General features: G+C 66.2%; 16 protein-coding genes. 10 read left to right on the top strand and 6 right to left on the bottom strand.

Going from position 1 to position 16,190, the window contains the following annotated elements; all coding sequences use genetic code 11:
- Window positions 1-149: 149 nt before the first annotated feature.
- Both rpsI and rplM read right to left on the bottom strand, forming a co-directional pair.
- On the bottom strand, window positions 150-542 hold the full coding sequence (rpsI, locus tag E7V67_003415) for a 30S ribosomal protein S9 (GenBank protein ID WUR14164.1): 393 nt from the start codon (window positions 540-542) through the stop codon (window positions 150-152).
- 9 nt (window positions 543-551) lie between these two features.
- Window positions 552-980 carry a 50S ribosomal protein L13 gene (rplM, locus tag E7V67_003410; protein WUR14163.1) on the bottom strand — a complete coding sequence of 143 codons (429 nt, stop codon included), beginning with the start codon at window positions 978-980 and terminating at the stop codon, window positions 552-554.
- A gap of 240 nt (window positions 981-1,220) precedes the next feature.
- Here rplM and E7V67_003405 point away from each other — a divergent pair, with 240 nt between their 5' ends.
- The 6 genes from E7V67_003405 (at window position 1,221) to udk (ending at window position 6,334) form a co-directional block, all read left to right on the top strand.
- On the top strand, window positions 1,221-2,642 hold the full coding sequence (locus E7V67_003405) for an alpha/beta fold hydrolase (GenBank protein WUR14162.1): 1,422 nt from the start codon (window positions 1,221-1,223) through the stop codon (window positions 2,640-2,642).
- Window positions 2,639-3,373: an ATP-binding cassette domain-containing protein gene (locus tag E7V67_003400; protein WUR14161.1), complete on the top strand. Its 735-nt coding sequence runs from the start codon at window positions 2,639-2,641 to the stop codon at window positions 3,371-3,373. The genes E7V67_003405 and E7V67_003400 overlap by 4 nt, the downstream gene beginning before the upstream one ends.
- Window positions 3,370-4,560 carry an ABC transporter permease gene (locus E7V67_003395; GenBank protein ID WUR14160.1) on the top strand — a complete coding sequence of 397 codons (1,191 nt, stop codon included), beginning with the start codon at window positions 3,370-3,372 and terminating at the stop codon, window positions 4,558-4,560. Before E7V67_003400 ends, E7V67_003395 begins: the two co-directional genes overlap by 4 nt.
- Window positions 4,561-4,606: 46 nt before the next feature.
- Window positions 4,607-5,029: an OsmC family protein gene (locus E7V67_003390; protein ID WUR14159.1), complete on the top strand. Its 423-nt coding sequence runs from the start codon at window positions 4,607-4,609 to the stop codon at window positions 5,027-5,029.
- Window positions 5,029-5,574: a hypothetical protein gene (locus E7V67_003385; protein WUR14158.1), complete on the top strand. Its 546-nt coding sequence runs from the start codon at window positions 5,029-5,031 to the stop codon at window positions 5,572-5,574. Before E7V67_003390 ends, E7V67_003385 begins: the two co-directional genes overlap by 1 nt.
- Window positions 5,575-5,692: 118 nt before the next feature.
- Window positions 5,693-6,334 (top strand): uridine kinase, encoded by a 642-nt coding sequence (gene udk, locus E7V67_003380; GenBank protein WUR14157.1) that lies wholly within the window; start codon window positions 5,693-5,695, stop codon window positions 6,332-6,334.
- A 128-nt stretch (window positions 6,335-6,462) separates the two neighbouring features.
- Here udk and E7V67_003375 read toward each other — a convergent pair whose 3' ends face one another.
- The 3 genes from E7V67_003375 to E7V67_003365 all read right to left on the bottom strand — a co-directional run bounded on the left by E7V67_003375 (window position 6,463) and on the right by E7V67_003365 (window position 8,664).
- Window positions 6,463-7,341 (bottom strand): neutral zinc metallopeptidase, encoded by an 879-nt coding sequence (locus E7V67_003375; GenBank protein WUR14156.1) that lies wholly within the window; start codon window positions 7,339-7,341, stop codon window positions 6,463-6,465.
- 157 nt (window positions 7,342-7,498) lie between these two features.
- Entirely contained in the window at window positions 7,499-8,140 is a 642-nt protein-coding gene (gene coq7 / locus E7V67_003370) for a 2-polyprenyl-3-methyl-6-methoxy-1,4-benzoquinone monooxygenase (GenBank protein WUR14155.1), read from the bottom strand.
- 65 nt (window positions 8,141-8,205) lie between these two features.
- A complete protein-coding gene (locus tag E7V67_003365; GenBank protein ID WUR14154.1) occupies window positions 8,206-8,664 on the bottom strand; it encodes a hypothetical protein in 459 nt (152 codons plus the stop codon).
- 249 nt (window positions 8,665-8,913) lie between these two features.
- On the opposite strand from E7V67_003365, the gene E7V67_003360 reads away from it, so the two are divergent.
- The 4 genes from E7V67_003360 to E7V67_003345 all read left to right on the top strand — a co-directional run bounded on the left by E7V67_003360 (window position 8,914) and on the right by E7V67_003345 (window position 14,460).
- Window positions 8,914-9,804 (top strand): ABC transporter ATP-binding protein, encoded by an 891-nt coding sequence (locus E7V67_003360; GenBank protein ID WUR14153.1) that lies wholly within the window; start codon window positions 8,914-8,916, stop codon window positions 9,802-9,804.
- 1 nt (window position 9,805) lies between these two features.
- Entirely contained in the window at window positions 9,806-13,393 is a 3,588-nt protein-coding gene (locus E7V67_003355) for a M1 family aminopeptidase (GenBank protein WUR14152.1), read from the top strand.
- 82 nt (window positions 13,394-13,475) lie between these two features.
- Window positions 13,476-13,988 carry a hypothetical protein gene (locus E7V67_003350; GenBank protein WUR14151.1) on the top strand — a complete coding sequence of 171 codons (513 nt, stop codon included), beginning with the start codon at window positions 13,476-13,478 and terminating at the stop codon, window positions 13,986-13,988.
- Window positions 13,989-14,019: 31 nt separating this feature from the next.
- Window positions 14,020-14,460, top strand: a complete 441-nt coding sequence (locus E7V67_003345; protein ID WUR14150.1) for a DUF3597 domain-containing protein — start codon at window positions 14,020-14,022, stop codon at window positions 14,458-14,460.
- Between the two features lie 80 nt (window positions 14,461-14,540).
- On the opposite strand, the gene E7V67_003340 is transcribed toward E7V67_003345, so the two are convergent.
- On the bottom strand, window positions 14,541-16,079 hold the full coding sequence (locus E7V67_003340) for a methyl-accepting chemotaxis protein (GenBank protein WUR14149.1): 1,539 nt from the start codon (window positions 16,077-16,079) through the stop codon (window positions 14,541-14,543).
- Window positions 16,080-16,190: the final 111 nt, after the last annotated feature.

Below are 16,190 nucleotides of genomic sequence, written 5' to 3'. Positions count from 1 at the left end.
TTTTTCCTTGCGAAAGATGGTGAGTGAATGCGAATTTTAGCAGCGTCCGATGACAGACGTTTTACCCTATCCAAAAAGCAAAAAGCCGCTGGGCGAACCAGCGGCTTTTCGAGGCCAGCCCGGCAGAGCCAGGCTGAGCAGGAAGCAAATTAACGCTTCGAGAACTGCTTTGCGCGACGTGCTTTGCGCAGACCCACTTTTTTACGCTCGACTTCACGGGCGTCACGGGTAACGAAGCCGGCACGTGCCAGATCGCCCTTCAGGCCTGCGTCGTAGTCGATCAGCGCGCGGGTGATGCCGTGGCGCACTGCACCTGCCTGGCCGGACTCGCCGCCGCCATGCACGTTGACCTTGATGTCGAAACGCTCGACGTTGCCGGTCAGTTCCAGCGGCTGACGGATGACCATCAGGCCGGTTTCGCGGGAGAAGTACTCCGACGCTGGCTTGCCGTTCACGATGATTTGGCCGGTGCCGACCTTGATGAACACACGAGCCACTGCACTCTTGCGACGGCCGGTGCCGTAGTTGTAGTTACCGATCATGTCAGTTCCTTAGAATTCGAGTGCTTTAGGTTGCTGAGCAGCGTGCGGGTGCGAACCTTCGGCGTACACTTTCAGCTTCTTGATCATTGCGTAGCCCAGCGGGCCTTTTGGCAGCATGCCCTTGACAGCTTTTTCCAGAGCACGGCCCGGGAAACGCTGTTGCATTTTCAGGAAGTTCGTTTCGTAGATGCCGCCTGGGTAGCCCGAGTGACGGTAGTACGTCTTCTCGGTGGCTTTGGTACCGGTCACGCGCAGTTTGCCTGCATTGATGACGACGATGAAATCGCCCGTGTCGACGTGAGGGGTAAATTCTGGCTTGTGCTTGCCGCGCAGTCGGCGTGCCACTTCGCTGGCAACACGGCCGAGGACTTTGTCCGTCGCGTCAATCACGAACCAGTCGCGCTGGACTTCATGGCCCTTAGCGGAAAAAGTTTTCATGTTTGACTTCCTAATGAAGAATAAAAAACGCTCAAATGGCGGTTCCGCCCTGGTGCCGCAGCGGACGCATCCTTGTTGTTGACTTTTCCTGAGCGAACGGAAAGCTGGCGATTATAGCCTGCCGCGTAATTCCTGGTCAAGCCCGGCCTTGGCTACCGGCAGGCACAGGCAGGCACAGGCGCGGTTGCCGGAACGGTGCCGGAACGCTAGTATTGCCCGATTGCTATTGCCGAGGGCACCGTGAGGAAAATCCGATCTTTGCTGCCAGCCGCGCTGCTGGTGGCGCCGCTGGCCGTACTGGCCGCCCCGCCCGGCCGCACCTGCCACCTGCCCGGTGCCGAGGAGGCACTGCGCTGCTTTACCGTGACCGTGCCGCTCGACTACCGCCAGCCCGGCAAGACCATTGCCATCCACGCCACCGTGGCGCCGGCGTACCGCGAGGCGGCGCGGCCGGATCCGCTGTTCGTGCTGGCCGGCGGGCCGGGCCAGGCCGGCAGCGACATCCTGCCGATCCTGGAAGCCGCCCTGCGCCGCGTGCGCGCCACCCGCGACATCGTCCTGATCGACCAGCGCGGCACCGGCCTGTCCGGCAAGCTCGATTGCAAGACACCGCCCGACATCGACACCATGACGGAAGAGCAGCTGGACGCCGATGCCCGCCGCTGCGTCGAAAAGCTCGGCGCGCCCTACAGCCAGTACAGCACCGACGCCGCGGCGCGCGACATCGAACGCGTTCGCCAGGCGCTGGGCTATCGCCAGGTCAACGTCTGGGGCGCGTCGTATGGCACCCGCCTGGCGCAGCACTATGCCCGCCTGTATCCCGCCAGCGTGCGCGCCCTGGTGCTGGACGGCGTGGCGGCGCCCGACCAGGTCATCCCCGCCGGCGGCCGCGATGCCCAGGCCGCGCTGGAGGCCACGTTCCGCCAGTGCGAGGCCAACGCGGCCTGCAAGCGCACCTTCCCCGCTTTGCGCGCCGAATTCGCCAGCCTCTCGGCCAAGTTGGCGCAAGGCCCGTTGACGGTGACGATGGCCGATCCACGCACCACCGTCGTGCGCCCCGTGCAGATCAGCAGCCGGCGCTTTGCCGCCACCGTGCACCGGGTGCTGTACGCGCAGGCGGACGCCTACAGCCTGCCCTTCCTGATCCACAGTGCCTACAACGGCCGCTGGGAGCCGTTCGTCGCGCGCAGCAACCGCGATACCGATCTATCGGCCGACGGCAGCATGTCCGGCCCGCTGTACCTGGCCGTCGTGTGCGCCGAGGACTTCCCGCGGCTGACGCCGCAGCTGGTGGCCGAGGACACGCGCGGCTCGTTCCTGGGCGCGCCACAGGTGACGCAACTGGCGGCGCTGTGCCCGGCCGTCAACGTCAAGCCCGTCAGCTACCCCGCGCCCAGCATGATCGCGGCGCCCACCTTGCTGCTGTCCGGCGCGCAAGACCCTGTCACGCCGCCGCGCCGCGCCGAGGCGGCGATGAAATCGATGAAGGCGGCCCAACACCTGGTCGTCGCCAACGGCGGCCACATCGTCTCCACGCTGGGCTGCGTGCCGCGCCTGCTGCGCGAATTCCTCGACCAGCCGACGCGGCGCGTCGATGGCGCCTGCCTGGCCGAGATCCCCGCCCCCACCTTCCAGCTCGACAGCGCAGGACCGCAGCCATGATCGACATCCACGACGTCACCAAGCACTTCGGCAAGGTGCAGGCCCTGGCCGGTGCCTCGTTCACGGCGCGCGACGGCCAGGTCACCGCCCTGCTGGGCCCCAACGGCGCCGGCAAGACCACCCTGCTGCGCATGCTGGTCGGCCTGTTGCGGCGCGACGCCGGCCACATCGCCGTCGATGGCGTCGACCCGGGCCGCGACCCGATGACGGTCAGGCGCAGCATCGGCTTCCTGACCGACCAGTTCGGGCTGTACGAAAAGCTGACCACGCGCGAATACCTGCGCTACTTCGGCGAACTCAATGGCATGAACAACGCCGACCTGGCCCGCCGCATCGACGAGGTGACGGAACTGCTGGCACTGGACGACATCCTGGAGCGCCGCTCGAAAGGCTTCAGCCAGGGCCAGCGCATCAAGGTGGCGCTGGCGCGCACGCTGCTGCACCGGCCGCGCAACCTGCTGCTGGACGAACCGAGCCGCGGCCTGGACGTGATGAGCACGCGGGCGCTGCGGCGCGCGCTGGCCGCGCTGCGGGCCGACGGCTGCTGCGTCATCATGGCCACCCACGTGATGCAGGAGGTGACCAGTTCCTGCGACGACGTCATCGTCATCGCCAACGGCCGCACGGTGGCGCAGGGCACGCCGCAATCGCTGTGCGAGCGTACCGGCATCGCCAGCCTGGAGGACGCCTTCGTCAAGCTGGTCGGCACCGAGGAAGGGATCTCCGTATGAGCGCGCGGCCACCCTTTATCGTCGTGCTGCTGAAGGAATTGCGCGAGACGGTGCGCGACCGCCGCGCCATGGGCCTGGTGCTGCTGTTCGTGCTGATGTATCCGATGCTGGTGGCCGGCGTGCTGCAGCAGCAGATCAGCCGCGCGACCAAGCCGGAAAAGGAAGGCATCGAGCTGACCGTGATCGGCGCGGCGCGCGCGCCCACCTTGATGACGCAACTGAAGCAGAAGAACGTCACCATCCACGCCGTGGACGCGATGACGCAGGAGCAGATCGCGGCGCTGCTGCGCAGCCAGAAGACGGCGGCCGTGCTGCGCCTGTCGGAGAGCTACGGCGACGACTACCGCAACATGCGGCCGGCTCGCGTCGAGCTGTGGTACGACTCGGCTTCCGCCAACGGCCGCAAGGTCGGGGACATCGAGCACGTGGTACGCAGCTACGGCAATACCATCGCCGGCGCGCGCCTGCTGGCCCATGGCGTCTCGCCCGCCACGCTGTATCCGGTGCAGCTGCAGAAGTACGACACCGGCACCAGCGCGTCGCGCTCGGCCTCCGTCATCGGCACAATGCTGGGCATGTTCTTTATCCCGGCATTCTTCTTTTGCCTCAGCACCGCCGTCGACAGCACCGCCGGCGAACGGGAACGGCGCTCGCTGGAAGTACTGCTGGCGCAGCCGGCCCGCCCGCTCGACCTGGTGCTGGGCAAGTGGCTGGCGGCCGCGCTGCTGTCCATCGTTGGCCTGACCCTGGAGCTCGCCATCGCGCACGGCGTGCTGAAATGGCTGCCGCTGGAGGAAATCGGCATGTCGTGGCGGCTGTCGTGGCTCGACCTCGCGACCGTCTGCGTCACGGCATTGTCCCTGCCGCTGTTCGCGGCGGCCCTCGAGATCGCGCTGGCGATCAACGCCAAAACGTTCAAGGAAGCGCAGACGACGGCCAGCTTCGCCATCATGATCCCGATGGTGCCGGTCATCGTGGTGCCGATGATGAACCTGACCACGGCCACCTGGATGTACCTGGTGCCGGTGCTGTCGCACCAGACGCTGTTGCGCGAGCTGGCCAAGGGCCAGAGCGTGGGGGTGCTGCCGTTCGCGCTGACCTTCGGCGCCAGCCTGCTGCTGGCGCTGCTGTGCGTCGGCTTCACGGTGCGGCGGATGAAAAGCGACCGCTACCTGATGGCGATCTGAAGGCTGGCATACAATCGACGTATCAATACCGAAGCGGAGAAAAGCAATGGAAGTAAAAGTCAGCTGGAATGGCCCGTCGGGCATGAGTTTTCGTGCGCAGACCGGCTCCGGCCACATGGTCGCGATGGACGGCGCGCCCGAGGGCGGCGGCCACAACCTGGCGCCGCGGCCGATGGAAATGGTCCTGCTGGGCACCGGCGGCTGCACCGCCTACGACGTGGTCCTGATCCTGAAGAAGGGCCGCGCGGACGTGCGCGGCTGCGACGTCACCTTGCAGGCCGAGCGTGCCGAGACGGAGCCGAAGGTCTTCACCAAGATTAACTTCCACTTCGTCGTCACCGGTCGCGACCTGAAGCCGGAAGCGGTGGAGCGGGCGGTTACCCTGTCGCACGACAAATACTGCTCGGCCAGCATCATGCTGGCCAAGACGGCCGAGATCACGCACAGCATCGAGATCGTCGAAGTCTGATGGCGCCGCGGCGCCATGCCTTGCTGCTGGCACTGGCCGGCCTGCACGCCGGGCTGGCGCTGTTGTTGGCGCGCAGTGGCGTCGAGTTGCCCGCTGCGGAACAGGTGGTGTATGCGGACTTGATGCTGGTGGCGCCGCCGCGGCCGCGGACCGAGGCGGCCGAGCCGCCGCCGGCGCCGCCGGCCAAGGCACGCACCACGCCAGTAGCCACTCGGCGCCAGCCTGCCGCGGTGGTCTCGCCGGCACCGTCTCCCGTTCCGGCACCCGCCACGCCGGCTGCCGAGCAAGCGGCGCCGGCGCTCGACCTGGTCGCCATGCGTGCGGCAGCGGGCGAATACGAGCGCAAACGCCGCCGCGATCCGCTCGAGCGGGTGCAGGACGAGCAACGCATTCGTGCCCGCGACGACAGCGACGGCGCTCGCGCCATCAGGAAGGCCGGGCGCGAGGACTGCGTCAAGAAGTACAGCGGCGGTGCCACGCTCGACCCGCTCCGGTTGATACCACTGCTGTACGACACCGTGACCGACACGGGTTGCAAATGGTGAAATAAGCACGGAAACCTGGGCCGCTGGGCCGGCGCGGCAAGCTTGTCAAAGGGCTCACGCAGCCACGCCCGGCCCCGCCGATCGGGCCGCCGCGACCGTAATCCGGTATCATGCGGGGATGAATCAGAATACTTTTCACCCCTTTGTCATCGGTGTCGCCGGTGGCAGCGGCAGCGGGAAGTCGACGGTGTCCCAGCAGGTGCTGGCCTCGTTCGGCGCCGACATGGTCTCGGTCGTGATGCAGGACGATTACTACTGCGACCAGACCCATCTCCCTCCCGAAGTGCGCCGCAAGCAAAACTACGACCATCCGCAAGCGTTCGACTGGCCGCTGCTGATCCAGCACGTGCAGGCCCTGCGCAACGGCGAGACGATCGCGATGCCCGAGTACGATTTCACGATCGACAACCGTTCCACCCGCACCATCGCCGTCAAGCCGGCGCCGGTCATCGTCATCGAGGGCCTGTTCGCTTTGTACGACGCGGAGCTGCGCAAGATGATGTCGCTGAAGATCTTCGTCGACACCGCGCCGGACGTGCGCTTCATCCGCCGCATGCAGCGCGACATCGCGGAACGTGGCCGCTCGATGGAGAGCATCGTCAACCAGTACCTGGAAACGGTACGGCCGATGCACAAGCAGTTCATCGAGCCGACCAAGCGCCATGCCGACGTGATCCTGCCGCATGGGGCCAATGATCCGGCGGTGGATGTCATCACCACCAAGGTGGCGAGCGTTATCGGGCAATTGAAGCGGTCTTGATTTCGTTTACCCACTCAGGGCTGTTCTCGGCACACCCCGATCGCATGCCCGGGAGGAGATAACTCCGGGGTCAGGTCTGACATTCGGACATCATGTCCGAATGCCAGACCTGACCCCGGTTTTTTTGCTTACAGTTGCCGCGCGCTGAACGTATCGCACTGCGCGATCTCGCCGCTGTCGATCCCGCGCCGGAACCAGCGCACCCGCTGCGCCGAGGTGCCGTGCGTGAACGAGTCCGGCACCACGTAGCCCTGCGACTGGCGCTGCAGCGCGTCGTCGCCGATGGCGGTGGCGGCCGACAGCGCCGTCTCGACATCGCCCTGCTCCAGAATCTGGCGCGAGCGGTTGGCGTGGAAGGCCCACACACCGGCGAAGCAATCGGCCTGCAACTCCAGTTTTACCGACAAGGCATTGCCCTCGGCTTCGCTCAGGCGCTGCTGGGCGTTATGGACCTTGTCCGACAGGCCCATCAGGTTCTGCACGTGGTGCCCGATCTCGTGCGCGATCACGTAGGCCTGGGCGAATTCGCCGGTAACGTGGAAGCGCTGCTGCATCAGCTTGAAGAAGTCGAGGTCGATGTAGACGCGCTGGTCCGGCGGACAGTAGAACGGGCCCGTGGCCGACTGACCGGTGCCGCAAGCGGTCGGTGTGCGGCCGGAGAACAGCACCAGCGTCGGTTGCGCATAGGTCTCGCCCTGCTGGCGGAACAGGTTGCCCCAGACGTCTTCCGTATCGGCCAGCACGGTGCGGACGAAACGCGTCGTCTCGTCGTTGGCCGGCGTGGCGCGCGTCTGTGCCTGCTGCTGCGGCGCGCCGCCTCCGCTCATCAAGCCGAGGATGGTGCTGGGGCTGACGCCCAGTACGTACGACAGCACCAGCGCGACGACGACGCCGCCGATGCCCAGCGAGCCGCCGCCGAAACTGAATCCGCCCCCACCGCCCCCACCGCCGCCATCGCCACGGCGGTCTTCCACGTTATCGCTTTCCCGATTGCCTTCCCAGCGCATGATGCACTCCTGTTAGTGTTTTTTCCGACACTATAAGGGCTGGGGTGGGTTCGATGGCGCAAGTTACGCCTTGTCACAATTCAAACCGAAGAGGACAGATGCCGGCTCGCGGGTCGAAACCCCAGGTGCTTCAGACGTGACAGTTGGTGCGCTTGCTTCAGATGTAGTAGGTGGTGCCGGTCATCAGCTTGGACATGGCCGTCATCGCCAGCTTCACCGGCAGCGGCGTCTCGGCCGCGCCCGCGTCCTGGGCGGCCTTGCCATGCGCGATCTCGTCGATGCGCATCTGGTCGACGATGGCGCGCGACTTGGCGTCGCCGGCCGGCAGGCTTTTCATGTGCGACTCCAGGTGCTTTTCGACCTGGCGTTCCGTCTCGACGACGAAGCCCAGGCTGTGCGGGTCGCCCATCTTGGCTGCCACCGTACCCAGCGCGTAGGCGCCGGCATAGAACAGCGGCGCCAGCACGCTGGTCTGCGAGTTCAGTTCCTTCAGGCGCTGCGCCGTCCAGGCCAGGTGATCCTCTTCCTCGCGGCTGGCCTTCTCGAACTGCTGGCGCAGCGCGTCGCTCTTGGCGAAGCGCGCCTGCGAGTTGTACAGCGCCTGCGCCATCACTTCGCCGACGTGGTCGACGCGGATCAGGCCGGCGCTGTGCTTGCGCTCCTCATCCGTCAGGTGGGCATCGTCGACGTGCACGGCCGGCGTCGGGCGCGAGGCCGATGCCACGCCGGAGATGACGCGCAGCGCCTTGTCCGCGCTGCAGATGAAACGATCCAGGGGAGTATGGTATTTGGAGCTCATGGCATGTTGTCCTGCTTGTTCCGATGGCCACGATTATAAGCGCCGGGTCGGCCGGGCGTCGCGGGCTAGGCGCCGCCCTCGCGCTCCTCGCGCAGGATGCGCTGGCGCTCGATCCAGTCGGCCACCGGGCCGCGCACGTCCAGCCCGGAAAAGTCCTTGGCCACGCCCAGGTTCAACCCGAGCAGGAAAGGAATCGATTCGAGCGGCACGTGCGGGCAGTAGTCGCCGAACGCGCGCATGAAGCGCGGCGAGTCGAGCACCTTGACGACGCCTTCGCCGCTCATGTACTGCAGGATGCTGGTGATGCTGTGGCCGGGACCGATCGAGCGGTAGATGAAGCGGTTGAATTCCTTGTCCAGCTTCTTGAAGTCCAGCGCTTCCTTCGTCATCAGGCTGGCCAGGTAGCACAAGCCGAGCGCCACGCGGAAAAAGCCGGTGGATTCCTTGGCCGTCAGCCCGCAGCGGGTCACGGCCAGGATCTTCTCCTGCAGCTGTGTATCGAGTTTGGCGTTTTCCTGGCTCATGGCCTGCACTATAGCGCAAGCTGGTCGGTTTGCGGCTTGCCACCGCCGGCCCCGCACGTTACCCTTGACGCTTTTTCAACCCCGCCGTCCCAGGGCACGGATTTCACGGCCTGGGACGTGGAAAGCGCACCCTGTCGCAAGGCGGCAACCGATGTGTCGTCGTTTCAATACAATGCCATCATGTGCAGAGGTCAGCATGGTGGTTTCCATGCTGCGCCGCAATTGAATGAGAAGTAAGCAGGAGTAAGCATGGAGCTGAGAATCCGCAACCTGTCCAAGACCTACGCCAATGGCGTGGTGGCCCTGGGCAATATTTCACTGACGATCCCGTCGGGCATGTTCGGCCTGCTGGGGCCGAACGGCGCCGGCAAGTCGACGCTGATGCGCATCCTGGCCACCTTGCAGGAATGCGACGCGGGTTCCGTCTTTTTCGGCGAGCTGGACGTGCTGGACGAAAAAGACGAAGTCCGCCGCCAGCTGGGCTACCTGCCGCAGGATTTCGGCGTCTACCCGAAAGTGACCGCCTACGAGCTGCTGGACCATTTCGCCATCCTGAAAGGGCTGTCGCATCGGGGCCGCCGGCGCGAGATCGTCGATGGCCTGCTGCAGCAGACCAACCTGTTCGAGGTGCGCCACCAGAAGCTGGGCACCTTCTCGGGCGGCATGCGCCAGCGCTTCGGCATCGCCCAGGCGCTGCTGGGCGACCCGAAGCTGATCATCGTCGACGAGCCGACGGCCGGCCTGGACCCGCAGGAGCGGGTGCGCTTCCACAACCTGCTGTCCGACATCGGCGACGACCGCACCGTGATCCTGTCGACGCACATCGTCAGCGACGTGGCCGACCTGTGCTCGAACATGGCCATCATCAACAAGGGCGAGCTGCTGGTCACCGGCGCCACCCAGGAACTGATCGACGACATCAGCTGCAAGATCTGGGCGCGCTTCGTCGACAAGAAGGACCTGGCCTATTTCCAGCAACGCCATACGATCATCTCGACCCGTCTGCTGTCCGGCCGCACCCTGATCCATGCCTACAGCGACACCGATCCGGGCGACGGCTTCGAGGAAGCCATCGGCGACCTGGAGGACGTCTACTTCGCCACCATCGCCGGGCGCCACGTGACCGACGCCTGCGACTGACATGACGGCGCTCCTTTCCATCGCGCTGTTCGAAGCCAAGCAGCGCTTCCGCCTGCTGTCCACGTGGGTGTACTTCCTGATGTTCCTGGCGCTGGCGCTGCTGTGCGTGGCCGCCGCCGGCGGCGCGCTGAAGAACGCCACCATCGGCTTCGGCGGCCGCGTGCTGATCAACGCGCCGATGCCCGTGATGCTGACGACCAGCATCCTGGGCTGCCTCGGGGTCATCGTCGTCGCCGCCATGATGGGCCGCGCGGTGCAGCAGGACTTCGAATACGACATGCACCACTTCTTCTTCGCCGCGCCGATCCGCAAGCACCAGTACATGCTGGGCCGCTTCGCCGGCGCATGGCTGGTGCTGGCCGTGGTGTTCGCCAGCATCCCGCTCGGCCTCGCGCTGGGCACCTGGCTGCCTGGCATCGACCCCACCCGCCTCGGCGCGTTCCGGCTCGAGGCCTACCTGTTGCCCTACCTGCTGTCGCTGCTGCCCAACCTGTTCATCTTCGGCGCCATCTTCTACGTGCTGGCCGCGCTGACGCGCCGCATGCTGCCGGTCTACGTCAGCAGCGTCGTCATGCTGATCGGCTATATCGTCGCGCCGACCTTGGCGCGCGACCTCGATTACAAGACACTGGCCGCGCTGATCGACCCGTTCGGCACGGCCGCCGCGCTGCGCCTGACCGAATACTGGCCCATCGCGGAGCGCAACGCGCGCCTGGTGCTGCCGGAAGGCGTCTACCTGCTCAATCGCGTGATCTGGTGCTCGTTCTCGCTGGTGGTGCTGATGCTGGGCTACTGGCGCTTCCATTTCGTCGGCACGCAGGATGGCGGCAACGCGGCCGCGCGCGGCGAAAGCGACATGCCGCTGCGGATCACCAGTACCGCCACGCGCACCGCCGAGGCGCCCGACTTCCAGGCACGCAGCCTGGCCCTGCTGCTGGCGCGCATGACCTGGCTGAATTTGCGCGAGACCACCAAGAACGTCTACTTCTTCGTCATCGTGCTGGCCGGCGTGCTGACGATGTACGCCGGCGCGTTGGACATGGGCTCGATCTGGGGCACCAACACCTACCCGCTGACCTACGTGGTGCTGGAGATGGTCAGCAAGACGTTCACGCCCTTCCTGCTGGTGGTGACGACGTTCTACGCCGGTGAACTGGTCTGGCGCGAGCGCGAGCACCGCATGGCGCTGCTGCTGGACGCGCTGCCGGTGCCCAGCTGGCTGCCGATGCTGGCGAAGCTGGCCGCACTGGTCGGGCTGCAGGCGCTGCTGCTGCTGGTGGTGATGCTGTGCGGGATGTCGATCCAGGTGTTCCAGGGTTACTTCCATCTGGAGCCGGGGTTGTACGCCAAGGCGCTGTTTACGATCGAGCTGCCCTACTACGTGCTGGTGGCGGTGCTGGCGATCGCCATGCAGGTGCTGATCGGCCACAAGTACATGGCCTACTTCGCGATGATCGTCTACTACGTGGCAACGATCGTGCTGGCCGGCTTCGGCCTGGAGCACCCGCTGCTGCTGTACGGCGTCACGCCGGAGATCCGCTACTCGGACATGAACGGCTTCGGCCACTTCCTGCTGCGCGAACGCTGGTACCAGCTGTACTGGGGCGGCGCGGCACTCGTGCTGGCCGTGCTGACGCTGGCCTTCTGGCCGCGCGGCGCCAACGAGGAGTGGCACACGCGCCGGCGCCTGGCGCGCCATGCGCTGACCTTGCCGGTTCTGGCCACGTTCGGCGCGGGCGTGCTGCTGTTCCTCGGCACCGGCACCGTGCTGTTCTACAACCTGAACATCGCCAACCGCTTCGAGACGGCCTACCGCCAGGCGGCCGACCGGGCCGACTACGAGAAGCGCTACAAGCGCGTGGCCGCGCTGGCGCAGCCGCGCATCGCCGACGTGAAACTCACCGTGGACATCGAACCGGCGCAGCGCCGCCTCGTCGTCAAGGGGCGCTACCTGCTGGAGAACCGCACGGCGCAGCCGATCGGCACTGTCTACGTCACGCAGGAACCGCACGGCGCGCTGCGGCCAGTGCGCTTCGGCGTGCCGGCGCGCGTGACGCTGGACGACGCGCCGCTGGGCTTCCATGCCTATGCGCTGGCAACGCCATTGGCGCCGGGCGCCAGGCTGGCGATGGAGTTCGAGCTCGTCTACGAACCGAAGGGCATTTTCGGCCTGGGCCAGGACACCCCGGTCGTGGCCAACGGCACCTTCTTCAACAACCGCGTGCTGCCGCACATCGGCTACCAGCGCGACAGCGAACTGACCGATCCGCGCGACCGCCGCCGCCACGGGCTGCCGGCGCAGGAGCGCCAGCTGCCGCGCGACGACGCCAAGGGCCTGGCCAACAACCTGCTGGGCAGCGACGCGGACTGGGTCACGTTCGACGCCGTCATCGGTACGGCCGCCGACCAGACCGCGATCGCACCGGGCACGCTGGTCAAGGAATGGACGGCGCAGGGACGGCGCTACTTCCACTACCGCATGGACAAGCCGATCCTGAACTTCTATTCGTTTCAGTCGGCGCGCTATGCGGTGCGCCACGACTGGTGGCAGGACGTGGGCATCGAGCTGTACTACCACCCCGGCCACGAGGTCAACCTGGACCGCATCACCCGCGGCGTGCGCGATGCGCTGGACTACTACAGCCGCAACTTCGGCCCCTACCAGCACAAGGTGCTGCGGGTGGTGGAGTTTCCCGCCTACGAGCGCTTCGCGCAGTCGTACCCGAACACGGTGCCGTTCTCGGAAAGCATGGGCTTCATCGCCAAGGTGGACGAGAAGAACCCGAAGGACATCGACTACCCGTATTACGTGACGGCGCACGAGGTGGCGCACCAGTGGTGGGGCCACCAGCTGGTGGGCGGCGACACGCGCGGCGCGACCGTGCTGTCGGAAACGCTGGCGGAGTACTCGGCGCTGATGGTGATGAAGAAGACCTTCGGACCGGAACGCATGCGCCGCTTCCTGCGCTACGACCTGGACATGTACCTGCGCGGCCGCGCGATGGAGAACGGCAAGGAGCTGCCGCTGGCGGACAACGAGAACCAGCGCTACATCCACTACCGCAAGGGCAGCCTGGCGATGTACCAGCTGCAGGACATCGTGGGCGAAGAACGCATCAACGCGCTGCTGCGCCGCCTGCTGCAGCAGCATGCCTACCGCGGCAGCCCTTATCCGAGCGTCTCCGTGCTGGTCGACGGCTTGCGTGCGGCCGTGCCGGCCGGGCAGGCCTACCTCGTCGACGACCTGTTCGACAGCATCGTCCTGTACGACAACCGGGCACTGTCGGCCACCTTCCGCAAGCGCCTCGATGGCCGCTACGACGTCAGCGTCACGGTACAGGCCAGCAAGCTGCACGCCGATGGCCTGGGCGCCGAGAAGGAAGTGCCGATGGCCGACCTGGTCGACATCGGCGCGGACGACAAGGACGGCAGGCCCCTGCTGCGCGAACGCCGTCGCATCGCCAATGGCACCACGACATTCAAGATGGTCGTCACCGGGCGCCCGGCCCGGGCCGGCATCGACCCGGACAACAAGCTGATCGACCGCAAGCCGGACGACAACATGACCGCGGTCGCCGTCCCGCCCTGACCCAGGGTTAAACCGCGAACAGACCCGGCCCCGCTCCCGACGTATGCTGACACTTTCGTCAGACAAACACAGGAGTCAAGCAATGGGATTCGATCTCGGTAACTTGCTGCAGCAATACCTGGGCGGGAACGGCGCGGCCGACCCGGCCCGTGCGGAACAGGACTTCGACCACGTGGCGCAGCAGGCGCCGCGCGCCGGCATGGCGCAGGGCGTGACGGAGGCGCTGCGCTCCGACCAGACCCCGCCGTTCGCAACCCTGGTCAGCCAACTGTTCGGCCGCAGCGATGCGCAACAGCGCGCCGGCATGCTGAACCAGTTGCTGGCCAACGTCAGCCCGGCGATGCTGGCCTCGCTGGCCGGCGGCGTCGGCAACCTGTTCAAGGGCGGCGGCCAGCCGCAGGTGACGCCGGAACAGGCCGAGCAGATCACGCCGCAACAGGTGCAGGAAATCGCCGCCACGGCGGAACAGCACAACCCCGGCATCGTCGACCGCATGGGCGACTTCTACGCGGAGCATCCGACGCTCGTGAAAGCGCTGGGCGGCGCCGCGCTGGCCATCGTGCTGGGCAAGATCGCCCAGTCGCACCAGAACTGACCCCTCACCAACGCGAACAAAGGAGCAATCCATGGGCATCCTGAGCAATATCTTCCACAAGATCTTCCCGTCCTCGCACCCGGCCGTGCAGCAGAAGCCGGCCACGCCGGCGGCCACGCCGCAGGCGGCACCGGCCACGGCACCGGCTGCCGCCTCGCCTGCGGCCCCCGCCCCCGTTGCGCCGGCCCAGCAGGCCGCACCCGCCGCCATGGCCGAAGTGGACGTCGAAGCGATCCTGAACCAGAAGGCGCAGTCGGCCGGGCAGCCGCTGAACTGGCGCACGTCGATCGTCGACCTGTTGAAATTGCTGGACCTGGACAGCAGCCTGCAGGCCCGCAAGGAACTGGCGCAGGAGCTGCACTACACGGGAGATACCGGCGATTCGGCCAAGATGAATATCTGGCTGCACCGGCAGGTGATGAACAAGCTGGCCGCGAATGGCGGCAAGGTGCCGGCGGACTTGAAGGATTGATGACCCATGGTGTCAGGCACCTATCTGCGGGTCTTCGACCCGCAGATAGGTGCCTGACACCATTGGGTTTGGCGCCGCAGTTACGCCAGCTTGAACACGCTCACGACACCAGCCAGCGCCGCCGCCTGCTCGCGCAGCGAAGCGGCAGCGGCGGCGGCCTCCTCCACCAGCGCGGCGTTCTGCTGCGTCACGCCATCCATGTCGGCAATGGCGCGGTTGACCTGCTCGATGCCCGAGCTCTGCTCCACGCTGGCGGTGGTGATCTCGCCCATGATGTCGGTCACGCGGTGGATGCTCTGCACCACCTCCGTCATCGTCGTGCCGGCCTGCTCGACCAGCTTGCTGCCGGCGTCGACCTTGTCCACCGAATCCCCGATCAGCACCTTGATTTCCTTCGCGGCGGCAGCCGAGCGCTGCGCCAGGTTGCGCACCTCGCTGGCGACGACGGCGAAGCCGCGGCCCTGCTCACCGGCGCGCGCCGCTTCCACGGCGGCGTTCAGCGCCAGGATGTTGGTCTGGAACGCGATGCCGTCGATGACGGAGATGATGTCGACGATCTTGCGCGCCGAGGCATTGATCGAGTCCATCGTCTCGACCACGCGCCCCACCACTTCACCGCCCCGCACCGCCACTTCCGAGGCGTTGACGGCCAGCTGGTTGGCCTGGCGCGCGTTGTCCGCGTTCTGGCGCACGGTGGAGGTCAGTTCCTCCATCGACGATGCCGTCTCCTCCAGCGCGCTGGCCTGCTGCTCGGTGCGCGTGGACAGGTCCAGGTTGCCGGCGGCGATTTCGCCCGAGGCGCTGGAGATGTGCTCGGTGCCGTTGCGCACCTGGCCGACGATGCGGGCCAGGTTGTCGTTCATCGTCTTCAGGGCGCCCAGCAGGCGGCCCGTCTCGTCCTTCGTATTGCTTTCGATGTCGCTGCGCAGGTCGTTGTTCGCCACCGACCATGCCACGTCGACAGCGCGGTGCAGCGGCACCACGATGCCGCGCGTCAGCCACCACGAGCAGAACGCGCCCAGCGCCAGCACGGCGCCGCCGAACAGGATCATGAAGCGGCGGTTGTCCTGGAACACCTTGTCGATGCGTACGGCTTCCGAGTCGATGAAGTTGCGCTGCGACTGCAGCAGGTCGTGCAGCGCATCCAGGTAGGCCTTGCCGTCCGGCTGGAACGTCTTCACGAGCACCTCGTTGGCCTCGTCGAACTTGCCTTCCTTCTTCAGCGCGACGATGGCGTCGCGCGAGGCCAGGTAGCGCTTGCGCGCCGCGACGATGCGCTCGAAGATTTCCTTTTCCGGTCCCGTGACCAGCAGCGGTTCGACGTTCTTCTGCAATGCGTTGACTTCACGCGTCGAATTGGCGGTGTCCTCGGCGAAGAACGGGCCCAGCGACGGGTCGCTGCTCTTCGAGATCGCCGTGGTGCGACGCACGCTGGTGTGGATACGCATGTACCAGTCCGCGATCATGCGCTCCTTGGCAAGGGGCACCTGCATCAGCTCGCGCGTGGCTTCCGCCACCGATTGCATGCGCAGGACGCCGAACGTCGTCATCAGGAGTGTCAGCAGCAGGACCAGCCCGAAGCCCAGGCCGAGGCGGGTACCGATTTTCAGATTGTTCATAGTGGGTAGGTTGCCGCGCTGCCGTCCACAGTGGCGGGGCGCTGGACAAAATGCTCAAGAGAAAGAGAAGTTTACCATGAATTGTGTTTCCATTTGGAAATTACAGTATCT

The organism is [Empedobacter] haloabium (genome assembly GCA_008011715.2).
Classification (GTDB): Bacteria; Pseudomonadota; Gammaproteobacteria; order Burkholderiales; family Burkholderiaceae_D; genus Rugamonas; species Rugamonas haloabia.
The sequence above is the reverse complement of the archived record's forward strand: the minus strand, read 5'-3'. Positions and strand labels throughout refer to the sequence as shown.